This window comes from Roseinatronobacter sp. (assembly GCF_051859525.1).
GTDB lineage: Bacteria > Pseudomonadota > Alphaproteobacteria > Rhodobacterales > Rhodobacteraceae > Roseinatronobacter.
This window is the reverse complement of the sequence record NZ_JBHYFM010000006.1, coordinates 52911-72745: the sequence shown is the minus strand read 5'-3', so window position 1 is coordinate 72745 and position 19835 is coordinate 52911. Positions and strand designations below refer to the sequence as shown.

Below are 19835 nucleotides of genomic sequence, written 5' to 3'. Positions count from 1 at the left end.
ACGCGGTCTTCGCACTTTGAATTACCTTAGCCATTGTCCTGTAACGCCTTAAGCCACCGTTCCGTGCGAGCCCGGTTGGCCCCCATGTCGGAATGCCCGAAGCGCGCACGCGCAAAGACCAGAACCATCGCGCCGTCGCCTGCGGGTTCAATAAGGACTGATGTGTAGTCAGGAAACCCCATTACCGGCGACCGTGTCAGGTATGTCATATGCCCTGATGCCACTGACCCGCCAATCAGTTTTCCCCCGTCCGCCCGTGCGATGGCATCCAGCCTTGCGGCCAGATCCTGAACCCCCATCTGGAACACATGCGGCATGGCATCCCCGCCGACCATGCGCACCAGATAGAAATTCGGGCGTGCAGGGCGCGCCACAAGGCGCGGGTCTTCGTGCCAGCGCGCGGGATCACTGGGCGCAAGCCACACATATCCCATGATGGACGCTGCAAGGGCCAAGGTGACCAGCGCTGCCAATTTGATCATACGTCCCCCGAATTTAACTTATGCGCCCTGCAAAACAACATGACGCATATGGCGTGGTTACTGTTTGGGCGGGTGGCTTTTATAGACGGGCAGGCACCATCCGAACAGCATGGACCCGATACGCAAAGCGAATGTTGTAACGCCGCAGACCAGCAGAATGATCAGGCTTGTGTCGGTCACAGCCGCCGTTATGACAGCCGCCACAGCGCCCGCAAGCGCCGCCGAGGCATAAAGCTCGCCCTTCTTCAGAATCAGCGGCACTTCATTGCACACCACATCACGCATCAACCCGCCAAATGTGCCCGTCGCCACCCCCATGATCAGCACGACCGGCCAGTCCTGCCCCAGCGCCATGGCAACGCCCACACCCGCCGGCACGGCCACCGCCAGCGCCAGCGCGTCCAGCCATTCCAGTGTGCGCAACCGCGATTCCAGCAAATGCGCAGTGAAGAAAACAATAACCGCCGCAATGCTGGCCGACAGGATCATGCCCGCATCGGCAATCCAGAACACCTGATCACGATTCAGAAGCACATCACGCAGCGTGCCGCCGCCCACGGCTGTCAAACATGCCAGAAAGATAAAGCCCACAATATCCAGCTGTGCACGGCTGGCCGCAAGTGCGCCCGTCAGGCCAAATATGAACACCGCCGCGTAATCCAGCCCCTGCACAAGCGTCATGTCGTGGCCTTGCCTGGCTTGAACGGGGCCATGCCCGCGCGCGCCAGGGCGTCCGCGCGTTCGTTTTCAGGGTGGCCCGCATGGCCCTTGACCCATTTCCACGTCACGCTGTGGCGCGCTTGTGCATCATCCAGCCGTTGCCACAGTTCTGCATTCTTGACCGGCTTGCGGTCAGCGGTGCGCCATCCGTTGCGTTTCCAGCTATGTATCCAGCTGGTGACGCCGTTTTTCACATAGGCGCTGTCGGTGACAATGGTGACAGTGCTGGGGCGGCCCAGCACTTCCAGCGCGGAAATGGCGGCCATCAGTTCCATACGGTTGTTTGTTGTATCGCCTTCGCCGCCAGAGAGTTCGCGTTCCTTGACCACGGTTTCACCCTGATAGGCGCGCAACAACACGCCCCAGCCGCCGGGGCCGGGATTGCCGGAACACGCGCCATCCGTATAGGCCACAAGTTCTGTCATACCCGCCCCTTGTATCCGTCAAGTTGTGTGATCCGGTCAATCCATGCGTTGATTGCCCCGAACCGCGACATATCGAAGCCCCCGCGACTGCCGGCAGTGTGTGTATAGGCGAACAGGCAAATATCCGCGAGGGTGGGATCATTCCCCACCAGCCAGTCGCGCGTGGCCAGACGGTTTTCCATAATCTGCAACAGGTCATGGCCGCGTTCCAGCAACTCCGCCATGCGTTCGGGCGTGGCCAGTGCGCGCCGGTGCGCGTAGCAGCGCAGGGACGCGCGCACGGCAATCACGCCCTCATGCTGGTTTTGCTCCCAAAACATCCAGCCCAGCATTTGCGTGCGTGCAACCGCGTCTTGTGGAATGAAACGACTGCCTTCGCCCAGATAGCACAGGAGGGCGTTTGATTCCGGCAAAAGCGTGCCATCGTCCAGCATCAGCACGGGGGCCTTGCCGAAGGGCAGGCGGTGTTTCTGTTTGGCCTGTGCCAACGCATCGGATTGGTCTTCTACATCAATGATTGTGACATCATCGCGCCCCAGAAGCGCCAGCAGCAGACGCACCTTATAGCTGTTGCCGGATGAGGGCATGGAATAAAGGATCATGGGCGCGGTTTCCTGAAAAGCGTGTGCTGTGGAAGTCTTAGACCAACCAAAGCCCCAAGGCCAGACAGGCCACAACGCCCGATGTCAAAATCAGGCGAAGGCGCATCCACCAGCGCGGTGTCAGACCCCAAAGCGCGAAGCGAAAGTCAATGACCAGCAACACGACAAAGCCGGTGATCAACGCATTCAGCGATTGCGCAACCGGACCGCCCACGAAAAAGAACGCCCATAACGCAGGTGCAACCGACAGCACATAGCCCGACCAACTGCCGCCGCGCCCGCGCGCGGCAAACCCCCACAGCACACCGGACATGAAGCACAGGATGACCACGCCATAACCGGTCAGAATCGTATGTCCGGAAAACCGCGGGCCAATCAGGGTGCGTGTCGCATCTGCCAATGCGGGCGACAGCAAGGTGACCACCCCCCACAGGAACGGCATCAGCCCCGCAAGGCCAAGATACAGGGCAGGGCGTGGAATTGTGCTCATGCAGTTTCCCGCAACGCGCGGGGCACCTTGAATTCAACACGCTCTTTCGCGGTTTCGACCAGTTCAACCGTCAGATCAAACCGCGCGGCGAAGGCGTCAATCACCTCATTGACAAGATCCTCCGGCGCGGATGCGCCTGCCGTGATCCCGATGGCGTTAATCCCCGCCAATGCGCGCCAGTCGATATCAGTGGCGCGTTGCACAAGCTGCGCATAGGCGCAGCCCTTGGCGCGCCCCACTTCGACAAGGCGTTGCGAATTCGACGAATTGGGCGCGCCAATCACCAAAAGCGCATCAATCCTGCCTGCAATCGCCTTGACCGCTTCCTGCCGGTTTGTGGTCGCATAGCATATATCTTCCTTATGCGGTCCGATGATGGCGGGAAAACGGGCCTGCAAGGCGGCGACGATTCCGGCCGTATCATCAACCGACAATGTGGTTTGCGTGATGAAGGCCAGCTTTTCGGGGTCGCGCACATGCAATTTCGCCACATCGTCGGCTGTTTCGACAAGCAACACTTCGCCTTCGGGCAATTGCCCCATTGTGCCAATGGTTTCAGGGTGGCCCTGATGGCCGATCATCACCATTTGCAGCCCGTTTGCGTGGTGGCGTTCGGCCTCGATATGCACTTTGCTGACCAGCGGGCAGGTCGCATCCAGATACAGCATCTGGCGGGCTTGCGCTTCCTCGGGGACGGATTTGGGCACGCCATGCGCGGAAAAGATCACGGGCCGGTCGGTGGGGCAGTCGGCCAGTTCTTCGACAAAAACCGCACCTTTGGCGCGCAACCCGTCAACCACATATTTGTTATGCACGATTTCATGACGCACATAGACGGGTGCGCCATATTTTTCCAGCGCCAGTTCCACGATCTTGATGGCACGGTCCACGCCTGCGCAAAACCCGCGCGGCGCGGCCAGATAAAGGGTCAGTGCGGTTTTTTCAGTCATGTCTGGCAGTCCTGTTGCTAGGTCCAGACCTAAACATTCATCCGCGCGGCGTCCAGTCAAATGGGCGCCGCGCGGACAGGGCAGGGCGTGTTCAGCCGCCCGATACGCAATCGGCAATGGATTGCGCGATGCCGCGCATCACGACCGGATAGAGGTCCGCGCCGGGTTCTTGCAACACGCCCTCCGGGTCCAGTTCCGCACCGACACGCACGCCGGTTCCTTCGACCACAGTATCAATATAGCGCGATGAATGGTTCGTTTCAGGGAAGATGCACACGGCCCCATCGTCTTGCAGTTGCGCGCGCAATTCGCTTAGGCGCTGCGCGCCGGGGGCGGCCGCATCGCCCAGCGCGATTGTCCCCGCGATGTTCAGCCCGAACTGGCTGGCCATATAGCCATAGGCATCATGGAACATGACCAACGGGGCGGCGCCAACGGGTTCAAGGATTTCGGCCAGCTCATCCGCAAGCGCGGCAATCTGTGATTTCGCGGCATCGGCATTGGCAAGATAGATTTCCGCATGGTCGGGGTCATGCTCTGACAATTCAGCGGCAATGACATCCAGCCAGATTTTGACATTGCCCGTATTCATCCACGCATGCGGATCAAGCCCGTCATGCGAATGACCGTGGTCATCATGGCTGTGGCCATGGTCGTCATGCGAATGGCCGTGATCATCGTGGCTGTGGCCATGGTCGTCATGCGAATGCCCATGATCGTCGTGGCTGTGGCCGTGGTCGTCATGTGAATGGCCGTGATCATCGTGGCTGTGGCCGTGGTCGTCATGTGAATGACCGTGATCATCATGGCTGTGGCCATGTGCAAAATCCTGCACGGCCAGCCCGTCCGCGTCCAGCAGCGTCACGACGTCCGCACGGGTTTCAGTGCCCGCAAGGGCGCGGGCCAGCCATGGGGTCAGTTCCTCGCCAACCCAGAAAATGACATCTGCATCTGCCAGCGCGCGCGCCTGAGAGGGGCGCAACTGGAAGGAATGCGGGTCACCGCCACGGTCCAGCAACAGATCAGCGCTGCCATGCTCGCCCTGCACCATCGCAACAAGCGAATGGGTGATCGGGAAGTCGGTCACAACCTTCAGATCATGGGCGGCAAGTGGTGTGGCCATCATGGCGCAGGCCAAAGCGAGAGAGTGGCGCATCGTCATCTCCTTGTGTTATGGTATTTTGACACATATCTTATGTTATATCATAACAGTCAAGGCGTATGGAATGGCAGACAGCCCCGAATCCCGGTCCTTTTGCTGCCCCGACCACAGCGGGCACGCCCCAGCACAGGCGATTCTGTCGCAAGCGGAATCCCGTGTGAAGTCGCAAGGGCTGCGTTTAACGCCGGTGCGCAGGCGCACGCTGGAGATATTGTTGCAGGCGCATGGGGCGCTGGGGGCCTATGATGTGCTGGAAAAACTGGCCGCCGACGGGTTTGGCGCGCAGCCGCCCGTGGCCTACAGGGCACTGAACTTTCTTGTCGAGAATGGCCTTGCGCATCGAATCCGCCGGTTGAACGCCTTTACGGCCTGCGCCCATCCCGGCCATGACCACCGCGCCGCCTTCCTGATTTGCGAAACCTGCGAAAGCGTGACAGAAGCGCCCAGCGATGCGGTGGGGGCAGCCTTGGGCGCGGCGGCGCAGGACATGGGCTTTGCCCTGTCGCGCGCCACGATCGAGGCTGTGGGGCAATGCAGCAATTGTGTCGCCCGCAAACCTGCCGACCAAAGGACTGTTGCGTGACATTGATACAGGCAAGCGGCGTTTGCGTGCATTACGGCGGGCGGCGCGCGCTGTTCGACATTGATTTCAGCATCGCCAAGGGCGAGATAGTGACCATTGTCGGCCCGAACGGGTCGGGCAAGACAACAATGCTGCGCGCCCTTCTGGGGGTGGTTGCGCCAACGCAGGGCAAGGTTACGCGCAAACGCGGTCTTCAGGTCGGCTATGTTCCGCAAAACCTGCATATTGATCCGGGCCTGCCATTGCCCGTGCGTCGGTTTTTGTCCCTGCCGGTGCGGCGCAGCGCGGCCCAGATCGCCGGCGTGCTGGACCGTGTGGGCGTGCCCGATGTCGCGGGTCAGAACATGACCACGCTGTCGGGCGGCCAGTTCCAGCGCGTGCTTCTGGCGCGGGCGCTGCTGATGCAGCCCGACATTCTTATGCTGGATGAACCGACAGCGGGTCTGGACCAGCCCGGTGTTGCCAGCTTCTACCGCCTGATTGAAGATGTGCGCCGCGACACGGGGTGCGCGGTGTTGTCGGTCAGCCATGATTTGCATGTCGTCATGAGTGCGTCTGACAGGGTGGTGTGCATCAACGGGCATATCTGCTGCGAGGGGACACCCAATGTCGTGCGCGCGGCCCCCGAATACCGTGCCTTGTTCGGCATGGGCACGGGCGGCGCGCTGGCGCTGTTCCAGCATCAGCATGATCACGACCATGACCATCACAAGGAAGACGCCCCCCATGCTGGATGATTTCATGATGCGGGCGCTGCTGGCGGGGCTGGCGGTGGCACTGGCAACCGGCCCGTTGGGGTGTTTTGTGGTGTGGCGGCGCATGGCCTATTTCGGTGATGCCACATCGCATGCCGCCATTCTGGGGGTTGCACTGGCGCTTGGGTTCCAGATCAGCATCTTTGTGGGGACATTGGTGGTGGCCCTGCTGATGGCGATGGTGGTGTCGGTGATGGCAGGGCGCGGCTGGGCCATGGATACCACGCTGGGGGTGCTGGCGCATTCCGCGCTGGCCTTCGGTCTGGTGGCGGTGTCGTTCTTGCCTGCTGTGCGTGTGGATCTGACCGCTTATCTGTTCGGTGATATTCTGGCGGTATCGCGGATGGATCTTGCGATCATCGTGGCGGGGTCGGTTCTGGTTCTGGGGCTTATCCTGTGGCGCTGGTCGGCCCTGCTGACCGCCACCCTGAACGAGGATCTGGCCCATGCATCCGGCCTTAGCCCCGCGCGCGAACGCATGGTTCTGACATTGTCGCTGGCGGTCGTGGTGGCGGTGGCGCTGAAAATTGTGGGGGCATTGCTGATCGCGGCCATGCTGATCGTGCCTGCCGCTGCGGCCCGTAATCTGGCGCGGACACCCGAAGTGATGGCGCTTTGCGCGGTTGCGATCGGGGGTGTTTCGGTCTGGGGGGGCTTGCAACTGTCGCTGTGGCAGGACACGCCGTCCGGCCCGTCAATCGTGGTGGTGGCGGCGCTGATATTTGCGCTGTTCACCTTCGCGGCGGCGCTGGTTCAGAAACGGCCCGGACGGTAGGGGGCGATATCCATGGCGGGCATGCGTCCTGCCACCAGATCAGCGACAATCTGTGCGGTGACGGGCGCAAGCGTCAGGCCCAGATGCCCGTGCCCATAGGCGTGAATCACATCCGCGCCATGTTCTGACGGGCCGATAACGGGGCGCGAATCCGGCAGGGACGGGCGGCAGCCCATCCAGCGGCGGTCGGGTGCAGGCAGGTCGGGAAATATGGCGCGCGCCCCGCGTTCCATAACCGCCCAGCGGTTTGGCGCAGCAGGCGCATTCAGCCCGCCCAGTTCCACCGTGCCCGCAACCCGTAACCGCCCCGCCATAGGGCAGAAATAGAACCCCCGCGACACGGGTGTCATCTGGCGGGTCAGGGGCTGGTCGGCCATATCATATTCCAGATGATAGCCGCGTTCGGTGTCCAGCGGCACCTTGTCCCCTGCCTGCCGCGCAAGATCGCGGGACCACGCGCCTGCGGCCAGAATGACCTTGCGTGCATGCAGGCGGATATCAGCGCCGCTTAGCGTGACATGTCCCTGCGCCCCATCGCGGGCCAGTCCGGTGATATGTGCAGGGATATGACGCACCCCTGCATCGGTGACGGCCGCGCGCAGCAGGCGCAGCATGGCGCGCGGGTCTTGCAGGGTGACGGTATCGGGAAAGAATGCCGCACCATGACCGATATGCGCGGGCAGACCGGGTTCAAGCTGGCCCAACTCCGCGCGAGCGATGATATCGACGTTCACCCCCAGCGCGCGCGACAAGCTGAAATCCGCATTGCGCTGCTCGCGGGGTGTTTCAAACAGATACAGCGACCCTTTCGGCTTCAGCAAATCCAACCCGCCGATCCGTCCGGCAAATGCGCGCCATGCAGCAGGCGTGGGGGCCAGCAAGGCGGCGATGGCGCGTGCATTTTCAGCCGCGCGCGCAGGCAGGCATTCCCGCGTGAACCGCAGCAACCACGGGGCAAGGCCAAGGATGGCCGCCTTGCGGATGGACAGGGGGCTGTCGCGGTCAAACAGCAGTGACGGCAGCTTGCGCAACACATCAGGTGTGCCAACCGGCATGACCGCATAATCCGCAATGACACCGGCATTCCCGTAGGAGGCGCCACTCTCGTCATCAATCGGGGCCAGAAGTGTCACGTCATGGCCCTGATCCGCCAGACGCAGCGCAATCGAAAGCCCCACGATGCCTGCACCGATAACGGCAATTTCACAAGTGTCAGGGCGGGGCGTGGCTTGCATGATGACGGCGGAACCTGAAGGACAAGGATATGCCGTTTGTGGCGCGACCGGCGGCCGGATGCAAGGCGCGGTTCACCGGTTTATATGGCGGTGGAAACGGGCTGCGGGTGTTTGGTGCGTTGCAGACGTTTCGGAGCCTCCCACGGTGCGGGGCAAAGGCCGACCCAAAGGCGGCACAGTTTAGTAGCCGCGACTGCGATCAACCAGATGCAGGAACGGCAGCCCCTGTTCCCCGCGCGCAATATTTTGCGCGATCACATGCGACGCGGTGCGCGCGCGCGTGGTGGCGGCGATATGGGGCGTTACCGTGACACGCGGATGCGCCCAGAACGGGTGGTCTGCGGGCAGGGGTTCGGTGCGAAACACATCCAGCGTCGCATGGCCGATATGCCCGCTATCCAGTGCGGCAATCAGCGCCGCATCATCCACCAGCCCCCCGCGACCGGGATTGACAAGTGCCGCGCCCTTGGGCAGCAGCGTCAATGCCTGCGCGTCCAGCAGGTTTTCGGTGCCTGCTGTCAGCGGCAGCAGGGTCACCAGAATCTGGGCTTGTGACAGGCATTCCTCCAATCCGGCGCGCCCGTGGTGGCAGCGCACACCGGGCACGGATTTCGCACTGCGCGCCCATCCATGCAATTCAAAACCGAAGGTTGACAGCGCCTGCGCCACGGCCTGCCCCAAGGCCCCCAGACCCAGAATGGCCACTTTGCGTTCCTGCGCCAGTGGCGGCTCGACAGGGTGCCAGTCACCCGGGCGGGCATGGATATGCGCATCCATACCAAGGTGATGGCGCAGCACATGTCCACAGACATATTCGACCATGCCCTGCGTCAGGGACGGGTCGACCATACGGCATAACGGCTGGGTCAGCGTGGGGTTGCCCACGATCTTCTCAACACCGGCCCACAGGTTCAGAACCGCCTTGCAGCGCGTATACGGGGTGAAGTCCTGCAGCTCGCTTGAAGGGGCATAGATGATGTAATCCACACTCTCGGGCGGGGCGTCAGTCACAAGGCGGGCGTCCAGCGCCAGATTGTCCAGCGCCTGTATCAGCGGCGTCCGGTAGGTTTCATACATCTGCTGGCCAGCGGCAAACAAAACAACTGCTGTCATGATGGCAACCTTGCCCTGTGAATATGCGCGGACTGGACCAGACCAAACGCGACCATCAACACAATCATGGCCGAGCCGCCATAGGACACCAGCGGCAACGGCACGCCCACCACAGGTGCAAGGCCCATGACCATCGCCATATTGACCGAGAAATACAAAAAGAATGTGCCCACAACGCCGATCACCAGCAATGCGCCAAAGCGGCTTGTGGTCCGGAACGCGGTCAGCAGGCAAAACCCGATGATCATAAGATACAGCACCAGAAGCGATGCCGCGCCCACAAACCCGAACTCTTCCGCCAGCGTGGTGAAAATGAAATCCGTGTGCTTCTCTGGCAGGAAGTTCAGCCGCGCTTGCGTCCCTTCCATGAAACCGCGCCCCGACCAGCCGCCTGACCCCAGCGCGATCATCGACTGGTTGATGTGATATCCTGCGCCCAACGGATCAAGCGACGGGTCCAGAAACGAGTCGATGCGCCGGTATTGGTAATCCTTCAGGATTTGCCAATCCGTGCCGCGCGATGCCATGACGGCACTAACCCCCGCGGCCATGCTGCCAATCAAGGCTGCAAAATAGGCCCAATGAACCCCTGCCGCAAAAATCACCACACCCCCGCCGACCGTCAACAACAAGGCTGTGCCCAGATCGGGTTGGCGCAGCACCAGAAATGCCGGAACGGCGGCAATCAGAATGCCGAATACAACCCAGACAGGATGCGAGGTTTTCTTGATGTTCAGCCAGTCATAATAGGCGGCCAATGCCAGAATCGTCGTGATCTTGGCCAGTTCCGAGGGTTGCAACCGCAATGGCCCGATAACCAGCCAGCGTTTTGCCCCCATGCCGATGGTGCCAAAAAACTCGACCCCCAGCAGCAGCAGGATCGATACCGCATAGGCGACGCCCGCAATCGACCGCCAGAACCACAATGGCACAAAACCGATGGCCAGCATCGCCACAAGGCCAATCGCGAAACGGCGCATCTGCGGGTCCATCCATGGCCGCGCATCCCCGCCTGCCACCGAATACAGCATGACAAAGCCGTAGCAGGCCACAGCAACAAGCAACACCACCAGCGGCCAGTTGACATACAGCACTTTTGCCAGTCCCGATGGCATGCGCTTGGTGTTGTATTCAAGATAACTCATGCGCGGCTGATCCGCAAAAGCTGGGGGTCGCGCAGGCGCTCTTCCAGTTCGATCTGTTCGGCGCGGATGCGGTTGCGTTGTGGCGCAGGATAGGCCGATAGCGGTGGAATGCCGTCATTCAGCGCCGCAAGTGTAATGTCGCGCCCGATTGGCGCGGCGGCTGACGAACCGCCGCCGCCATGCTCAATCACGACAGCCACGGCAATGCGCGGGGCCTCGACCGGGGCGTAATTGACAAACAGCGCATGGTTGCGCCGGTTCCAGGGCAGGTCGCTTTGCTGGCGGATGCCGGCATCCCGTTCGGCGCGGGTAATGGAAAACACCTGACTTGTGCCGGTCTTGCCCGCCATTTCCTGCCCGTCCGCCACAACACGCGACGAATAGGCGGTCCCGCGCGCGTGGTTCACCGTGTCATACATGCCGCGGCGGATCATTCGCAGCCATTCGGGGCGCAGATCCAGCGACGCCGCCTGTGGCTCGGCCTGTTCCATGGGGTCGCGCAGCAAGCGGGGCAGAATGGCCTTGTTGGTGGCCAACCGCGCGGTCATTACCGCCAGTTGCAACGGTGTGGACAGGACAAACCCCTGCCCGATGGATGCGTTGACTGTATCGCCAATGCGCCATTCCTCGTTGCGGTTACGCCGTTTCCAGTCGCGTGTGGGGTTCAGCCCGCCTGCCATTGACGGGATCGGCAAATCATAGCGAATGCCAAGGCCCAGACGTTCGGACATGGCGTTGATACGGTCGATGCCACAGCGTTGCGACATTTCATAGAAATACACATCGCAGCTTTCCGACAGCGCGGACACAAGACCCACCCGCCCGTGCCCGCCGCGCCGCCAGCAATGGAACCGGTTGCCCGACACATCCATATGGCCGGGGCAGAACACGCGTTCCTCGCCGTCTGTTTCACCCGCTTCCAGCGCGGCAAGCGCCGTCACCATCTTGAAGGTCGAGCCGGGCGGATACATGCCTTGAACCGTCTTGTTCAGAAGCGGGCGGTATTCATCTTCCAGAAGTTCATTGAAATCGGTGGTGGAAATGCCGCGCACAAACAGGTTGCCGTCGAAACTGGGCGCGGATGCAAGGGCCAGAATATCGCCCGTTGCGGTGTCCATGACGACAGCGGCACCACTTTGGCCCTGCATGCGCTGCAAGGCATAATTCTGTAGCTGCGCATCGATTGTCATATGCACATTGCCGCCTGGCTGGCCCTCGGCGCGGTCCAGCTCGCGCATCACACGGCCAACGGCATTCACTTCCACGCGCTGCGAACCGGCAGTGCCGCGCAGCCTGTCTTCCATTGCGCGTTCCACGCCGCTTTTGCCGATCTGGAATCGCGGAATCATCAGCACCGGATCAGGGGCTTCCAGCGCTTCAAGGTCGCGGTCGGAAACGGGGCCGACATAGCCCACAACATGGGCCATATCCTCGCGCAGCGGATAGGCGCGCGACAGGCCCATTTCAGGGGTAACGCCGGGAAGGGCCGGTGCGTTCGCGGCAATGCGGCTGATCTCCTCCCAGCTCAGGCGTTCGGCAACGGTCACGGGCACAAAGGGGCGGTGGCGCAGCAAATCACGGCGCGCGCGGTCCAGATCATCCTCGGACAGGGGAATAAGCTGGGACAACCGGTCCAGAACCAGATCGATGTCGCCCGCATCATCGCGTTTGATGACCACACGGTAATTCTGTTCATTCCCTGCCAGCAACACGCCGTTGCGGTCAAAGATCAGGCCGCGCGTTGGCGGCAGCAGACGCAGATTGATACGGTTTTCTTCTGCCAGCAAATGATATTGTTCGGACTGCATCAGCTGCATATCGCGCAACCGCCAAATCAATGCACCGGAGAACGCCAGCTGTGCCCCGCCAAGGACCAGCCCGCGGCGCGTGATTGTTGATTGGCTTAATTCCTTGTCACGATCCGTGCGTTTCACAATTTCTGTCCCAGAACATCAACTTCGCCCGTTGCCGGTTTGCGCAGCTTGAACACATAATGCGAGACTGCAACCACCAGCGGATACGCCAGAACTGTGCCGATAAACTGCACAAAGCTCAAGTCAAGCGGGGCTTGTGGCATCATCACAATCGCGAGCAGGGCACGATTTGCCAGAAACATGGCCAGCATCAGCAAGACTACAATAGCATATTCCAGCCAGAACCCGAACCCGCGCAACAAGGGCGTTCGGGTGCGCAGGAATTCTGTTGCCAGCAAAACAACAAGGGCCCACAGGCCCGGCGGACGCAGCAAAAGCAGATCCTCGAACAGGAAATACCCCGCGATCACAGGCGCAGGCAGCAGGTCCGGCCGCCGGACAAGCCATGCCAATGTCAGGCACAACAGAAAATCTGGGGCGGGCCAGTCACGCGGCGGGATGCCAAACAAGGTTAACCCCGGATCGGTCGCAACCGCCCCGTAATCCTGCATTGGCAACAACCGAAGAAAGGTTGCAAGCGCCGCAAGACCCAGAAACAACGCCACATACAGGGCTTTTCGGGCCGGACGGCGGTCAGCCATCAGGCTGGCTTTCAATATTCGGTCCCTGTGGCAGTATCACATCCTGTGACATTTCGGGAACCGGCGGAACTGGCGGCAGGATCAGGCTGCCCGTGTCGATGATGCTTTCGACCGGACGCGCCCGCATGACCCGCAGGAATTCCAGACGCCCGTAATCGGCGGCAAGCCGCACCCGCAGACGCCGGTCGCGGGACTGGACAACCTCGCCCACCAACAACCCCGCAGGAAAGACGCCCCCGTCATCGGAACTGATCACGCGGTCGCCGGGACGCAATTCATCGGGGGCTTCAATAAATTCCAGCAAGGGAAAGGCCGTATTGTCACCCGACAGCATGGCGCGCTGGCCCGATGGCTGGATCAGCACCGGCACAGAACTGGCGGTATCGGTCAGCAACACAACCCGCGCTGTGCGCTGTCCGACCCCCGCGATCCGGCCAGCCAGTCCCAGACCGTCCATAACCGCCCAACCATCCTGAACGCCGTCACGCGCCCCCACATTCAACAGGACCGACCGGCGGAACGGCGACCCGCCATCTGCCATGACAACACCCGTTACATGCGTAAGCTGCGGATCAATGCGCACCTGATTGAGATCCAGAAGCTGCGCGTTGCGCTGTTCCAGTTGCAAGGCCGCTTCGCGCCATGCGCGCATTTGCTGCAATTCGCGGCGCAATTCCTGATTTTGCTCGACAATGCGCGCATAGGATTGCACGTTCTCCAGCATTCCGGCAACCCGCGTAACCGGCCGCATGGCCCAGCTGAAGGACGGCACGATCCGGTCAATCAGATCTGTGCGCATCTGTTCCACCCTTGGGCTGTCAATGCGCCAGACGGCAAAAACCAGAAACAGGAACAGCACCAGCACACCGATCAGGATACGCCTGACAGGGCGGATATAATCTTGGTCTGTCTGACGTTCTGATGCCAAAATTCAAGCCCGGCCAGTTGCGGCGTCAGCTCTCGTAATCGATGGCGTGACGCAGTTGCTTCTCATACTCCAGCGCCTTGCCTGTGCCGATGGCCACGCAGTTCAGCGCCTCGTCCGCGACCGAGATTGACAGGCCGGTCTGTTCGCGCAAGGCCAGATCCAGTTCGCCCAGAAGCGCGCCGCCCCCCGTCAGGATAACGCCACGGTCAACGATATCGGCGGCAAGATCGGGCGGGGTTGTTTCCAGCGCGATCATCACCGCTTCGCAGATGGTGGTGACAGTTTCCGACAACGCCTCGGCGACTTGTGCCTGTGTTATCTCGATTTCCTTTGGCACGCCGTTCAGAAGATCGCGCCCGCGGATCATCATCGACTGGCCGCGCCCGTCATCCGGCATTCGTGCGGTGCCGATGGTGCATTTGATTTTTTCTGCCGTGGCCTCGCCGATCAACAGGTTCTGGTTGCGGCGCAGGAAACTGACAATCGCCTCGTCCATGCGGTCGCCCCCCACACGCACGGAACGCGCATAGACAATATCGCCCAGCGACAGGACAGCCACCTCCGTCGTGCCGCCGCCGATATCGACAACCATGCTGCCAGTGGGGTCGGTGATGGGCATGCCCGCGCCGATTGCTGCGGCGATGGGTTCCGAAATCAGCCCCGCGCGGCGTGCACCGGCCGACAGCACGGACTGACGGATGGCGCGTTTTTCAACAGGGGTTGCGCCATAGGGCACGCATACGATGACTTTCGGTTTTGAAAACATAGTGTTGCGGTGAACCTTGCGGATGAAATGCTTGATCATTTCTTCGGCAACGTCGAAATCCGCGATCACACCGTCACGCATCGGGCGGATGGCCTCGATCGATCCGGGGGTGCGGCCCAGCATCAGTTTTGCATCCTCGCCCACGGCCAGAACCGCCTTGCGCCCGTCCTTGGTGTGATATGCAACCACGGATGGTTCATTCAGGATGATACCCCGCCCCTTGACATAGACCAGCGTATTGGCTGTTCCAAGATCGATGGCCATATCTGACGTAAACAGGCTGGGAAACAGGGGCATATGGGTATTTCCGTCCTTCGCATGGAATCGGCCCCAGATATTGGGGTCAGTCGCAGTATGTGGCCCTTATAGGGCGGGGCAGGGCGCGCGGTAAAGGGGGGGATGGCGCAAGATAAGCGGGAATTGGCTTCCGCCACAGCACAAAGCCGCGATTTCGGGGCGGAAGGGGGCACGGTCCTGCCCCTGTATCCGCCCCGGTTTGGCGGGCTGCGATCAGCTTGCGCTGCTCATCAAGGCGGACAGATTTCCGCGATGGCTGTGCAACACCATGCGGTTCAGCGCGTTGACATAGGCTTTCGCGGACGCCACCACCGTATCGGTATCCGACGACTGGCCGGAAAACACGATTCCGTCCAGTGCCAGACGGACACTGACTGTGGCCTGCGCGTCCGTGCCTTCGGTGACGGCATGCACCTGATACAGTTCCAGCCGCGCATCATGCGGATACAGCATCCTGACGGCATTGAAGGTTGCATCAACCGGCCCGTCGCCTGTGGCGTCAATGAATTTCTCAACCCCGCCAATGGACAGCGTCAACTCGGCTTCCTGCGGGCCTTCGGTGCCGCAGATCACGCGCAGCTTGCGCACTTGCAGATAAGCGTCCTCGTCATTCAGGCTGGCCTCGGCCATCAGTGCGATCAGGTCGTCATCGTAAACTTCCTTCTTGCGGTCGGCCAGCGCCTTGAAGCGCACAAACACGTCCTTCAACTGGTTGTCGCCCAGTTCATAGCCCAGTTCCGACAGTTTCGCGCGCAGGGCCGCGCGGCCCGAATGCTTGCCCATCACCAGATTGGTTGCCGCCAGCCCGATATCTTCGGGGCGCATGATTTCAAAGGTTTCCTTGTTCTTCAGCATGCCATCCTGATGGATGCCAGATTCATGCGCAAAGGCATTCTTGCCGACCACGGCCTTGTTGAACTGCACAGGAAAACCCGACACTGCCGCGACCATGCGCGAAATGCCCATGATCTTGGTGGTATCAATGCGGGTGTTATAGGGCAGGATGTCATTGCGCACGCGCAGCGCCATCACCACCTCCTCCAATGCGGTGTTGCCCGCGCGTTCGCCCAGACCGTTGATCGTGCATTCAATCTGGCGCGCGCCCGCTTCCACGGCCGCCAGTGAATTGGCCGTCGCCATGCCAAGGTCGTTGTGGCAATGCGTCGCAAAGATGATTTCATCCGCACCGGGCACGCGTTCCAGCAACATGGCAATCAGCTCGGCACTTTCGCGCGGATAGGTATAGCCCACTGTGTCGGGAATGTTGATCGTCGTGGCCCCTGCCTTGATGGCAGTTTCCACAACCCGGCACAGATAGTCATGCTCGGTGCGGGTGGCGTCCATGGGGGACCATTGCACATCGTCGCACAGGTTGCGCGCATGGCTGACTGTATCATGGATGCGCGCGACCATTGCATCCTGATCCAGCGCCGTAATGTCGCGGTGCAGGGGCGATGTGCCGATGAATGTGTGAATGCGGGGGCGGGCTGCGTGTTTCACGGCCTCCCAGCAGCGGTCAATATCGTTGAAATTGGCGCGGGACAGGCCGCAGATGACAGAATTGCGCGAATTCTTCGCGATCTCGCTGACGGCCTGAAAATCCCCTTCGGATGCGATGGGAAAGCCCGCTTCGATAATATCGACGCCCATTTCATCCAGAAGGGCCGCGATTTCCAGCTTTTCCGCATGACTCATGGTGGCGCCGGGGGATTGTTCACCATCGCGCAATGTTGTGTCGAAAATCAGGACATGGTCCTGTTTGGGGGCGGCTTGTGTCATCTGTATAGTCCTGTAACCGGAGAGATGTTCTGTCTGATGCGTTTTCCGGGCGCTTGCAACCTCTGAGCGGCGCGCCCGTTCAGGACACGCTCAGAGGCTCCTAAGAAGAAGCAGGCCCGTTTGCAAGGGCAGCACCGGCAAAGCCGCGATATGCGTGTTCAGTGACATGGCGCTGTTATACGCGCGATGCCATCGGTTGAAAACCCCGAAACTGGCGTCACTTTCGCGTAGGGCCGTTTGCCCAACAGCTTGACTTCATGCCCGCCCCCGCCCATGAAGCCTGCAACATATCAGGTGAATGACAAACAAGCGGATTGGGCGCATGGCAGCAAGTGACGGCAAGAAAGACGGCCTTTGGGAAAACATAAAGACAATCATCTATGCCTTGGTGATTGCGGGGTTGTTTCGCACATTGTTTTTCCAGCCCTTCTGGATTCCGTCCGGGTCCATGAAGGAAACGCTGCTGATCGGGGATTTCCTGTTCGTCAATAAAATGGCCTATGGCTATTCGCGCTATTCCTGCCCGTTCGGGGCCTGCCCGATCACCGGGCGCCTGTTCGCAAATGATCCCGAACGCGGCGATATTGTCGTGTTCCGCCACCCCGGCACAGGGGCAGACTATATCAAGCGGCTGATCGGTATGCCGGGTGACCGTGTCCAGATGCGCGACGGAATTCTGTATCTGAACGACGAAGCCGTGCCGCAAGAACCTGATGGCGATTTCGCCGAAACCTATGAGCGTCAGGGCGGTGCGGGCCAGTTCCCGCGTTGTGCGAATGCGCCCGTGGGGCAGGGGGGGCAATGCCTGAAACCGCGCGCCATTGAGACATTGCCAAATGGCGTCAGCTATCCGGTTCTGAATATCTCGGACGGGGGGGCGGCTGATAACACGCCGGTATTCACTGTGCCGGAAGGGCATTTCTTCTTCATGGGTGACAACCGCGACAATTCACTGGACAGCCGCATGCCGCGCAGTGTGGGCGGCGTCGGCATGGTGCCGTTCGACCACCTGATCGGGCGTGCGCGCCATGTGGTGTTCTCTGCCGAAGGGCGTTCGCTGTTCTTCGTGTGGACATGGCGCAGTGACCGCTTCTTTGCGAGGTTGCAGTGACGCTGTCGCGGGAATTACAGGCATTTTCTGTCCGCATAGGGCATGAATTCACGAATCCTGAACTGCTGCGCCGCGCCCTGACGCATCCGTCCATTTCGTCACCGTCACGGCCTGACAACCAAAGGCTGGAATTCCTAGGTGACAGGGTGCTGGGCCTTGTGATGGCCGAAGCGTTGCTGCGCGCGGACGAAGCGGCCAGCGAAGGCCAGCTTGCGCCAAGGTTCAACGCGCTGGTGCGCAAGGAAGCCTGTGCCGATATTGCGCGCAGCGTTGATCTGGGCGATGTCCTGAAACTGGGGCGGTCTGAAATGCTGTCGGGCGGGCGGCGCAAGGATGCGTTGCTGGCCGATGCCATGGAGGCCGTGATCGCAGCGGTCTATAATGACGCCGGTTTCGATGCCGCGCGCGATATGATCCTGCGGCTGTGGGGGGCACGCATCGCCAGCGTCAAGGATGATGCGCGCGATCCGAAAACCGCATTGCAGGAATGGGCGCAGGCACGCGGGCAGACACCGCCTGCCTATGTTGAACGCGACCGCAGCGGCCCCCCGCATGCACCCGTATTCACCATAGAAGTGCAACTGTCAGACGGGTCTGTCGCGCAAGCCAGCGCCGGTTCCAAACGGCAGGCAGAACAAAAGGCCGCGCGACTGCTTCTTGACCGGCTGGAGGGCCAGACATGACCGATACCCCCGAAACGGACACCACGCCGACCCATACAGGACCAACCCGCGCGGGGTTTGTCGCCCTGATCGGCGAACCCAATGCCGGCAAATCCACGCTGACCAACCGGATGGTGGGCGCGAAGGTCAGCATTGTCACCCATAAGGTCCAGACCACCCGCGCGCGCATCCGCGGTGTGGCCATGGAAGGGGCGGCGCAACTGGTGTTCGTCGATACGCCCGGCCTGTTTCGGCCCCGCCGCAGGCTGGACCGCGCCATGGTTGCCGCCGCATGGGGCGGGGCGGCCGACGCCGATATCGTCGTGCTGCTGGTTGAAGCGCATCGCGGTGTGACTGATGGCACACAGGCCATTCTTGATGCGCTGAGCGAGCATATCTCGCCCAAGCAGACTGTGGCGCTTGCCATCAACAAGATTGACCGCGTCAAGGCCGAAGCGCTGCTTGCGCTGTCCGAGAAGCTGAACGCGGCCTATCCCTTTGCCAAAACCTTCATGATCTCCGCCGAGCGCGGGCATGGGGTGGAGGATCTGCGCCACTGGCTGGCCGAAACCCTGCCCGAAGGCCCGTGGTTGTACCCCGAGGACCAGATCGCGGATTTGCCGCTGCGCATGATCGCCGCTGAAATGACGCGCGAGAAACTGACTTTGCGCCTGCACGAAGAACTGCCCTATCAACTGACGGTCGAGACCGAGATGTGGACCGAACGCAAGGACGGCTCGGTCCGGATTGACCAGATCATCTATGTTATCCGTGACGGGCATAAAGGGATTGTTCTGGGCAACAAGGGCGAGACCATCAAATCCATTTCACAAGCCGCCCGCGCCGAGATCGCGGAATTTCTGGGCCGTCCCGTGCATTTGTTCCTGCAAGTCAAAGTGCGCGAAAACTGGCTGGAAGAAGCGGCGCGCTATTCCGAAATGGGGCTGGATTTCCGCGACGGAAACGCATGAGTGCGCGGCTGGCATCCGGCATCTGGGTGTCGGCTTATCTGCGCCGCTTGCAGATAGACGGGATACCGGCCTATGTCATCGCGCGCGGGGACGATACCGCAGGCGCGGTGCTGGTGAAGCTGGCATTGATGGACGGCACTGCGCGCGCATATCAGCGCGGGTTTGACCTGAACAGCGGGGCGCGTATCTGGCAGGTGCTGGTTGAAGGGCCGGAAGCCGTGGTTGATGGGGCCATAGCCCGCCAGCGCAGTTTTGACCCCGACCTGTGGGTGATCGAGGTCGAGGATGCGCGCGGACGTATCCTGCTTGATGAAATGGAGTAAGGTAATAGCGGAAAAAATGCTGCATCTGCAAAATTTAAAGCGCTTG

Annotated in this window: 22 protein-coding genes; 7 read left to right on the top strand and 15 right to left on the bottom strand. The window is 61.0% G+C overall.

Going from position 1 to position 19835, the window contains the following annotated elements:
• Positions 1–26: 26 nt before the first annotated feature.
• From ACTIE1_RS07490 to ACTIE1_RS07460, 7 genes are all read right to left on the bottom strand, one after another.
• Positions 27–482 carry a DUF1499 domain-containing protein gene (locus ACTIE1_RS07490; RefSeq protein ID WP_439560598.1) on the bottom strand — a complete coding sequence of 152 codons (456 nt, stop codon included), beginning with the start codon at positions 480–482 and terminating at the stop codon, positions 27–29.
• Between the two features lie 57 nt (positions 483–539).
• Positions 540–1163 carry a trimeric intracellular cation channel family protein gene (locus ACTIE1_RS07485; RefSeq protein ID WP_439560597.1) on the bottom strand — a complete coding sequence of 208 codons (624 nt, stop codon included), beginning with the start codon at positions 1161–1163 and terminating at the stop codon, positions 540–542.
• Entirely contained in the window at positions 1160–1627 is a 468-nt protein-coding gene (gene rnhA, locus ACTIE1_RS07480) for a ribonuclease HI (RefSeq protein WP_439560596.1), read from the bottom strand. The genes ACTIE1_RS07485 and rnhA overlap by 4 nt, the downstream gene beginning before the upstream one ends.
• The gene (locus ACTIE1_RS07475) at positions 1624–2229 is read right to left on the bottom strand and encodes a glutathione S-transferase family protein (RefSeq protein WP_439560595.1); all 606 of its coding nucleotides are present in this window, start codon (positions 2227–2229) and stop codon (positions 1624–1626) included. The genes rnhA and ACTIE1_RS07475 overlap by 4 nt, the downstream gene beginning before the upstream one ends.
• A 37-nt stretch (positions 2230–2266) precedes the next feature.
• On the bottom strand, positions 2267–2719 hold the full coding sequence (locus tag ACTIE1_RS07470) for a DUF3429 domain-containing protein (RefSeq protein ID WP_439560594.1): 453 nt from the start codon (positions 2717–2719) through the stop codon (positions 2267–2269).
• A complete protein-coding gene (ispH, locus tag ACTIE1_RS07465) occupies positions 2716–3669 on the bottom strand; it encodes a 4-hydroxy-3-methylbut-2-enyl diphosphate reductase (RefSeq protein ID WP_439560593.1) in 954 nt (317 codons plus the stop codon). The genes ACTIE1_RS07470 and ispH overlap by 4 nt, the downstream gene beginning before the upstream one ends.
• 91 nt (positions 3670–3760) lie before the next feature.
• On the bottom strand, positions 3761–4825 hold the full coding sequence (locus ACTIE1_RS07460) for a zinc ABC transporter substrate-binding protein (protein WP_439563322.1): 1065 nt from the start codon (positions 4823–4825) through the stop codon (positions 3761–3763).
• 70 nt (positions 4826–4895) lie between these two features.
• Here ACTIE1_RS07460 and ACTIE1_RS07455 point away from each other — a divergent pair, with 70 nt between their 5' ends.
• From ACTIE1_RS07455 to ACTIE1_RS07445, 3 genes are read left to right on the top strand one after another with little or no spacing between them, the layout of a single operon-like run.
• On the top strand, positions 4896–5414 hold the full coding sequence (locus tag ACTIE1_RS07455; protein WP_439560591.1) for a Fur family transcriptional regulator: 519 nt from the start codon (positions 4896–4898) through the stop codon (positions 5412–5414).
• Positions 5411–6151, top strand: coding sequence for a metal ABC transporter ATP-binding protein (locus ACTIE1_RS07450; protein ID WP_439560590.1), 741 nt, complete (start codon positions 5411–5413; stop codon positions 6149–6151). The genes ACTIE1_RS07455 and ACTIE1_RS07450 overlap by 4 nt, the downstream gene beginning before the upstream one ends.
• Positions 6141–6944, top strand: coding sequence for a metal ABC transporter permease (locus ACTIE1_RS07445; RefSeq protein WP_439561173.1), 804 nt, complete (start codon positions 6141–6143; stop codon positions 6942–6944). The genes ACTIE1_RS07450 and ACTIE1_RS07445 overlap by 11 nt, the downstream gene beginning before the upstream one ends.
• Here ACTIE1_RS07445 and ACTIE1_RS07440 read toward each other — a convergent pair.
• The 8 genes from ACTIE1_RS07440 to ACTIE1_RS07405 form a co-directional block, all read right to left on the bottom strand.
• Positions 6923–8179, bottom strand: a complete 1257-nt coding sequence (locus ACTIE1_RS07440; protein ID WP_439560589.1) for an NAD(P)/FAD-dependent oxidoreductase — start codon at positions 8177–8179, stop codon at positions 6923–6925. The two genes, ACTIE1_RS07445 and ACTIE1_RS07440, sit on opposite strands and share 22 nt — an antisense overlap.
• Before the next feature lie 180 nt (positions 8180–8359).
• A complete protein-coding gene (locus ACTIE1_RS07435) occupies positions 8360–9292 on the bottom strand; it encodes a 2-hydroxyacid dehydrogenase (RefSeq protein WP_439560588.1) in 933 nt (310 codons plus the stop codon).
• Positions 9289–10437 carry a rod shape-determining protein RodA gene (gene rodA / locus ACTIE1_RS07430; RefSeq protein ID WP_439560587.1) on the bottom strand — a complete coding sequence of 383 codons (1149 nt, stop codon included), beginning with the start codon at positions 10435–10437 and terminating at the stop codon, positions 9289–9291. Before rodA ends, ACTIE1_RS07435 begins: the two co-directional genes overlap by 4 nt.
• Positions 10434–12371 (bottom strand): penicillin-binding protein 2, encoded by a 1938-nt coding sequence (gene mrdA / locus ACTIE1_RS07425; protein ID WP_439560586.1) that lies wholly within the window; start codon positions 12369–12371, stop codon positions 10434–10436. The genes rodA and mrdA overlap by 4 nt, the downstream gene beginning before the upstream one ends.
• Complete coding sequence (locus ACTIE1_RS07420) at positions 12368–12952, bottom strand: rod shape-determining protein MreD (protein ID WP_439560585.1); 585 nt, start codon at positions 12950–12952, stop codon at positions 12368–12370. Before ACTIE1_RS07420 ends, mrdA begins: the two co-directional genes overlap by 4 nt.
• Positions 12945–13880, bottom strand: coding sequence for a rod shape-determining protein MreC (gene mreC, locus ACTIE1_RS07415; protein WP_439560584.1), 936 nt, complete (start codon positions 13878–13880; stop codon positions 12945–12947). The genes ACTIE1_RS07420 and mreC overlap by 8 nt, the downstream gene beginning before the upstream one ends.
• Before the next feature lie 25 nt (positions 13881–13905).
• Positions 13906–14943 carry a rod shape-determining protein gene (locus ACTIE1_RS07410; RefSeq protein WP_439560583.1) on the bottom strand — a complete coding sequence of 346 codons (1038 nt, stop codon included), beginning with the start codon at positions 14941–14943 and terminating at the stop codon, positions 13906–13908.
• Between the two features lie 213 nt (positions 14944–15156).
• Complete coding sequence (locus tag ACTIE1_RS07405) at positions 15157–16722, bottom strand: 2-isopropylmalate synthase (protein WP_439560582.1); 1566 nt, start codon at positions 16720–16722, stop codon at positions 15157–15159.
• Positions 16723–17044: 322 nt separating this feature from the next.
• On the opposite strand from ACTIE1_RS07405, the gene lepB reads away from it, so the two are divergent.
• The 4 genes from lepB to ACTIE1_RS07385 are packed head-to-tail and all read left to right on the top strand — an operon-like array spanning position 17045 to position 19789.
• Positions 17045–17833: a signal peptidase I gene (lepB, locus tag ACTIE1_RS07400; RefSeq protein ID WP_439560581.1), complete on the top strand. Its 789-nt coding sequence runs from the start codon at positions 17045–17047 to the stop codon at positions 17831–17833.
• Positions 17830–18516, top strand: coding sequence for a ribonuclease III (gene rnc, locus ACTIE1_RS07395; RefSeq protein WP_439560580.1), 687 nt, complete (start codon positions 17830–17832; stop codon positions 18514–18516). The genes lepB and rnc overlap by 4 nt, the downstream gene beginning before the upstream one ends.
• Positions 18513–19466: a GTPase Era gene (gene era / locus ACTIE1_RS07390; RefSeq protein ID WP_439560579.1), complete on the top strand. Its 954-nt coding sequence runs from the start codon at positions 18513–18515 to the stop codon at positions 19464–19466. The genes rnc and era overlap by 4 nt, the downstream gene beginning before the upstream one ends.
• On the top strand, positions 19463–19789 hold the full coding sequence (locus ACTIE1_RS07385; RefSeq protein ID WP_439560578.1) for a DUF1491 family protein: 327 nt from the start codon (positions 19463–19465) through the stop codon (positions 19787–19789). The genes era and ACTIE1_RS07385 overlap by 4 nt, the downstream gene beginning before the upstream one ends.
• Positions 19790–19835 lie beyond the last annotated feature (46 nt).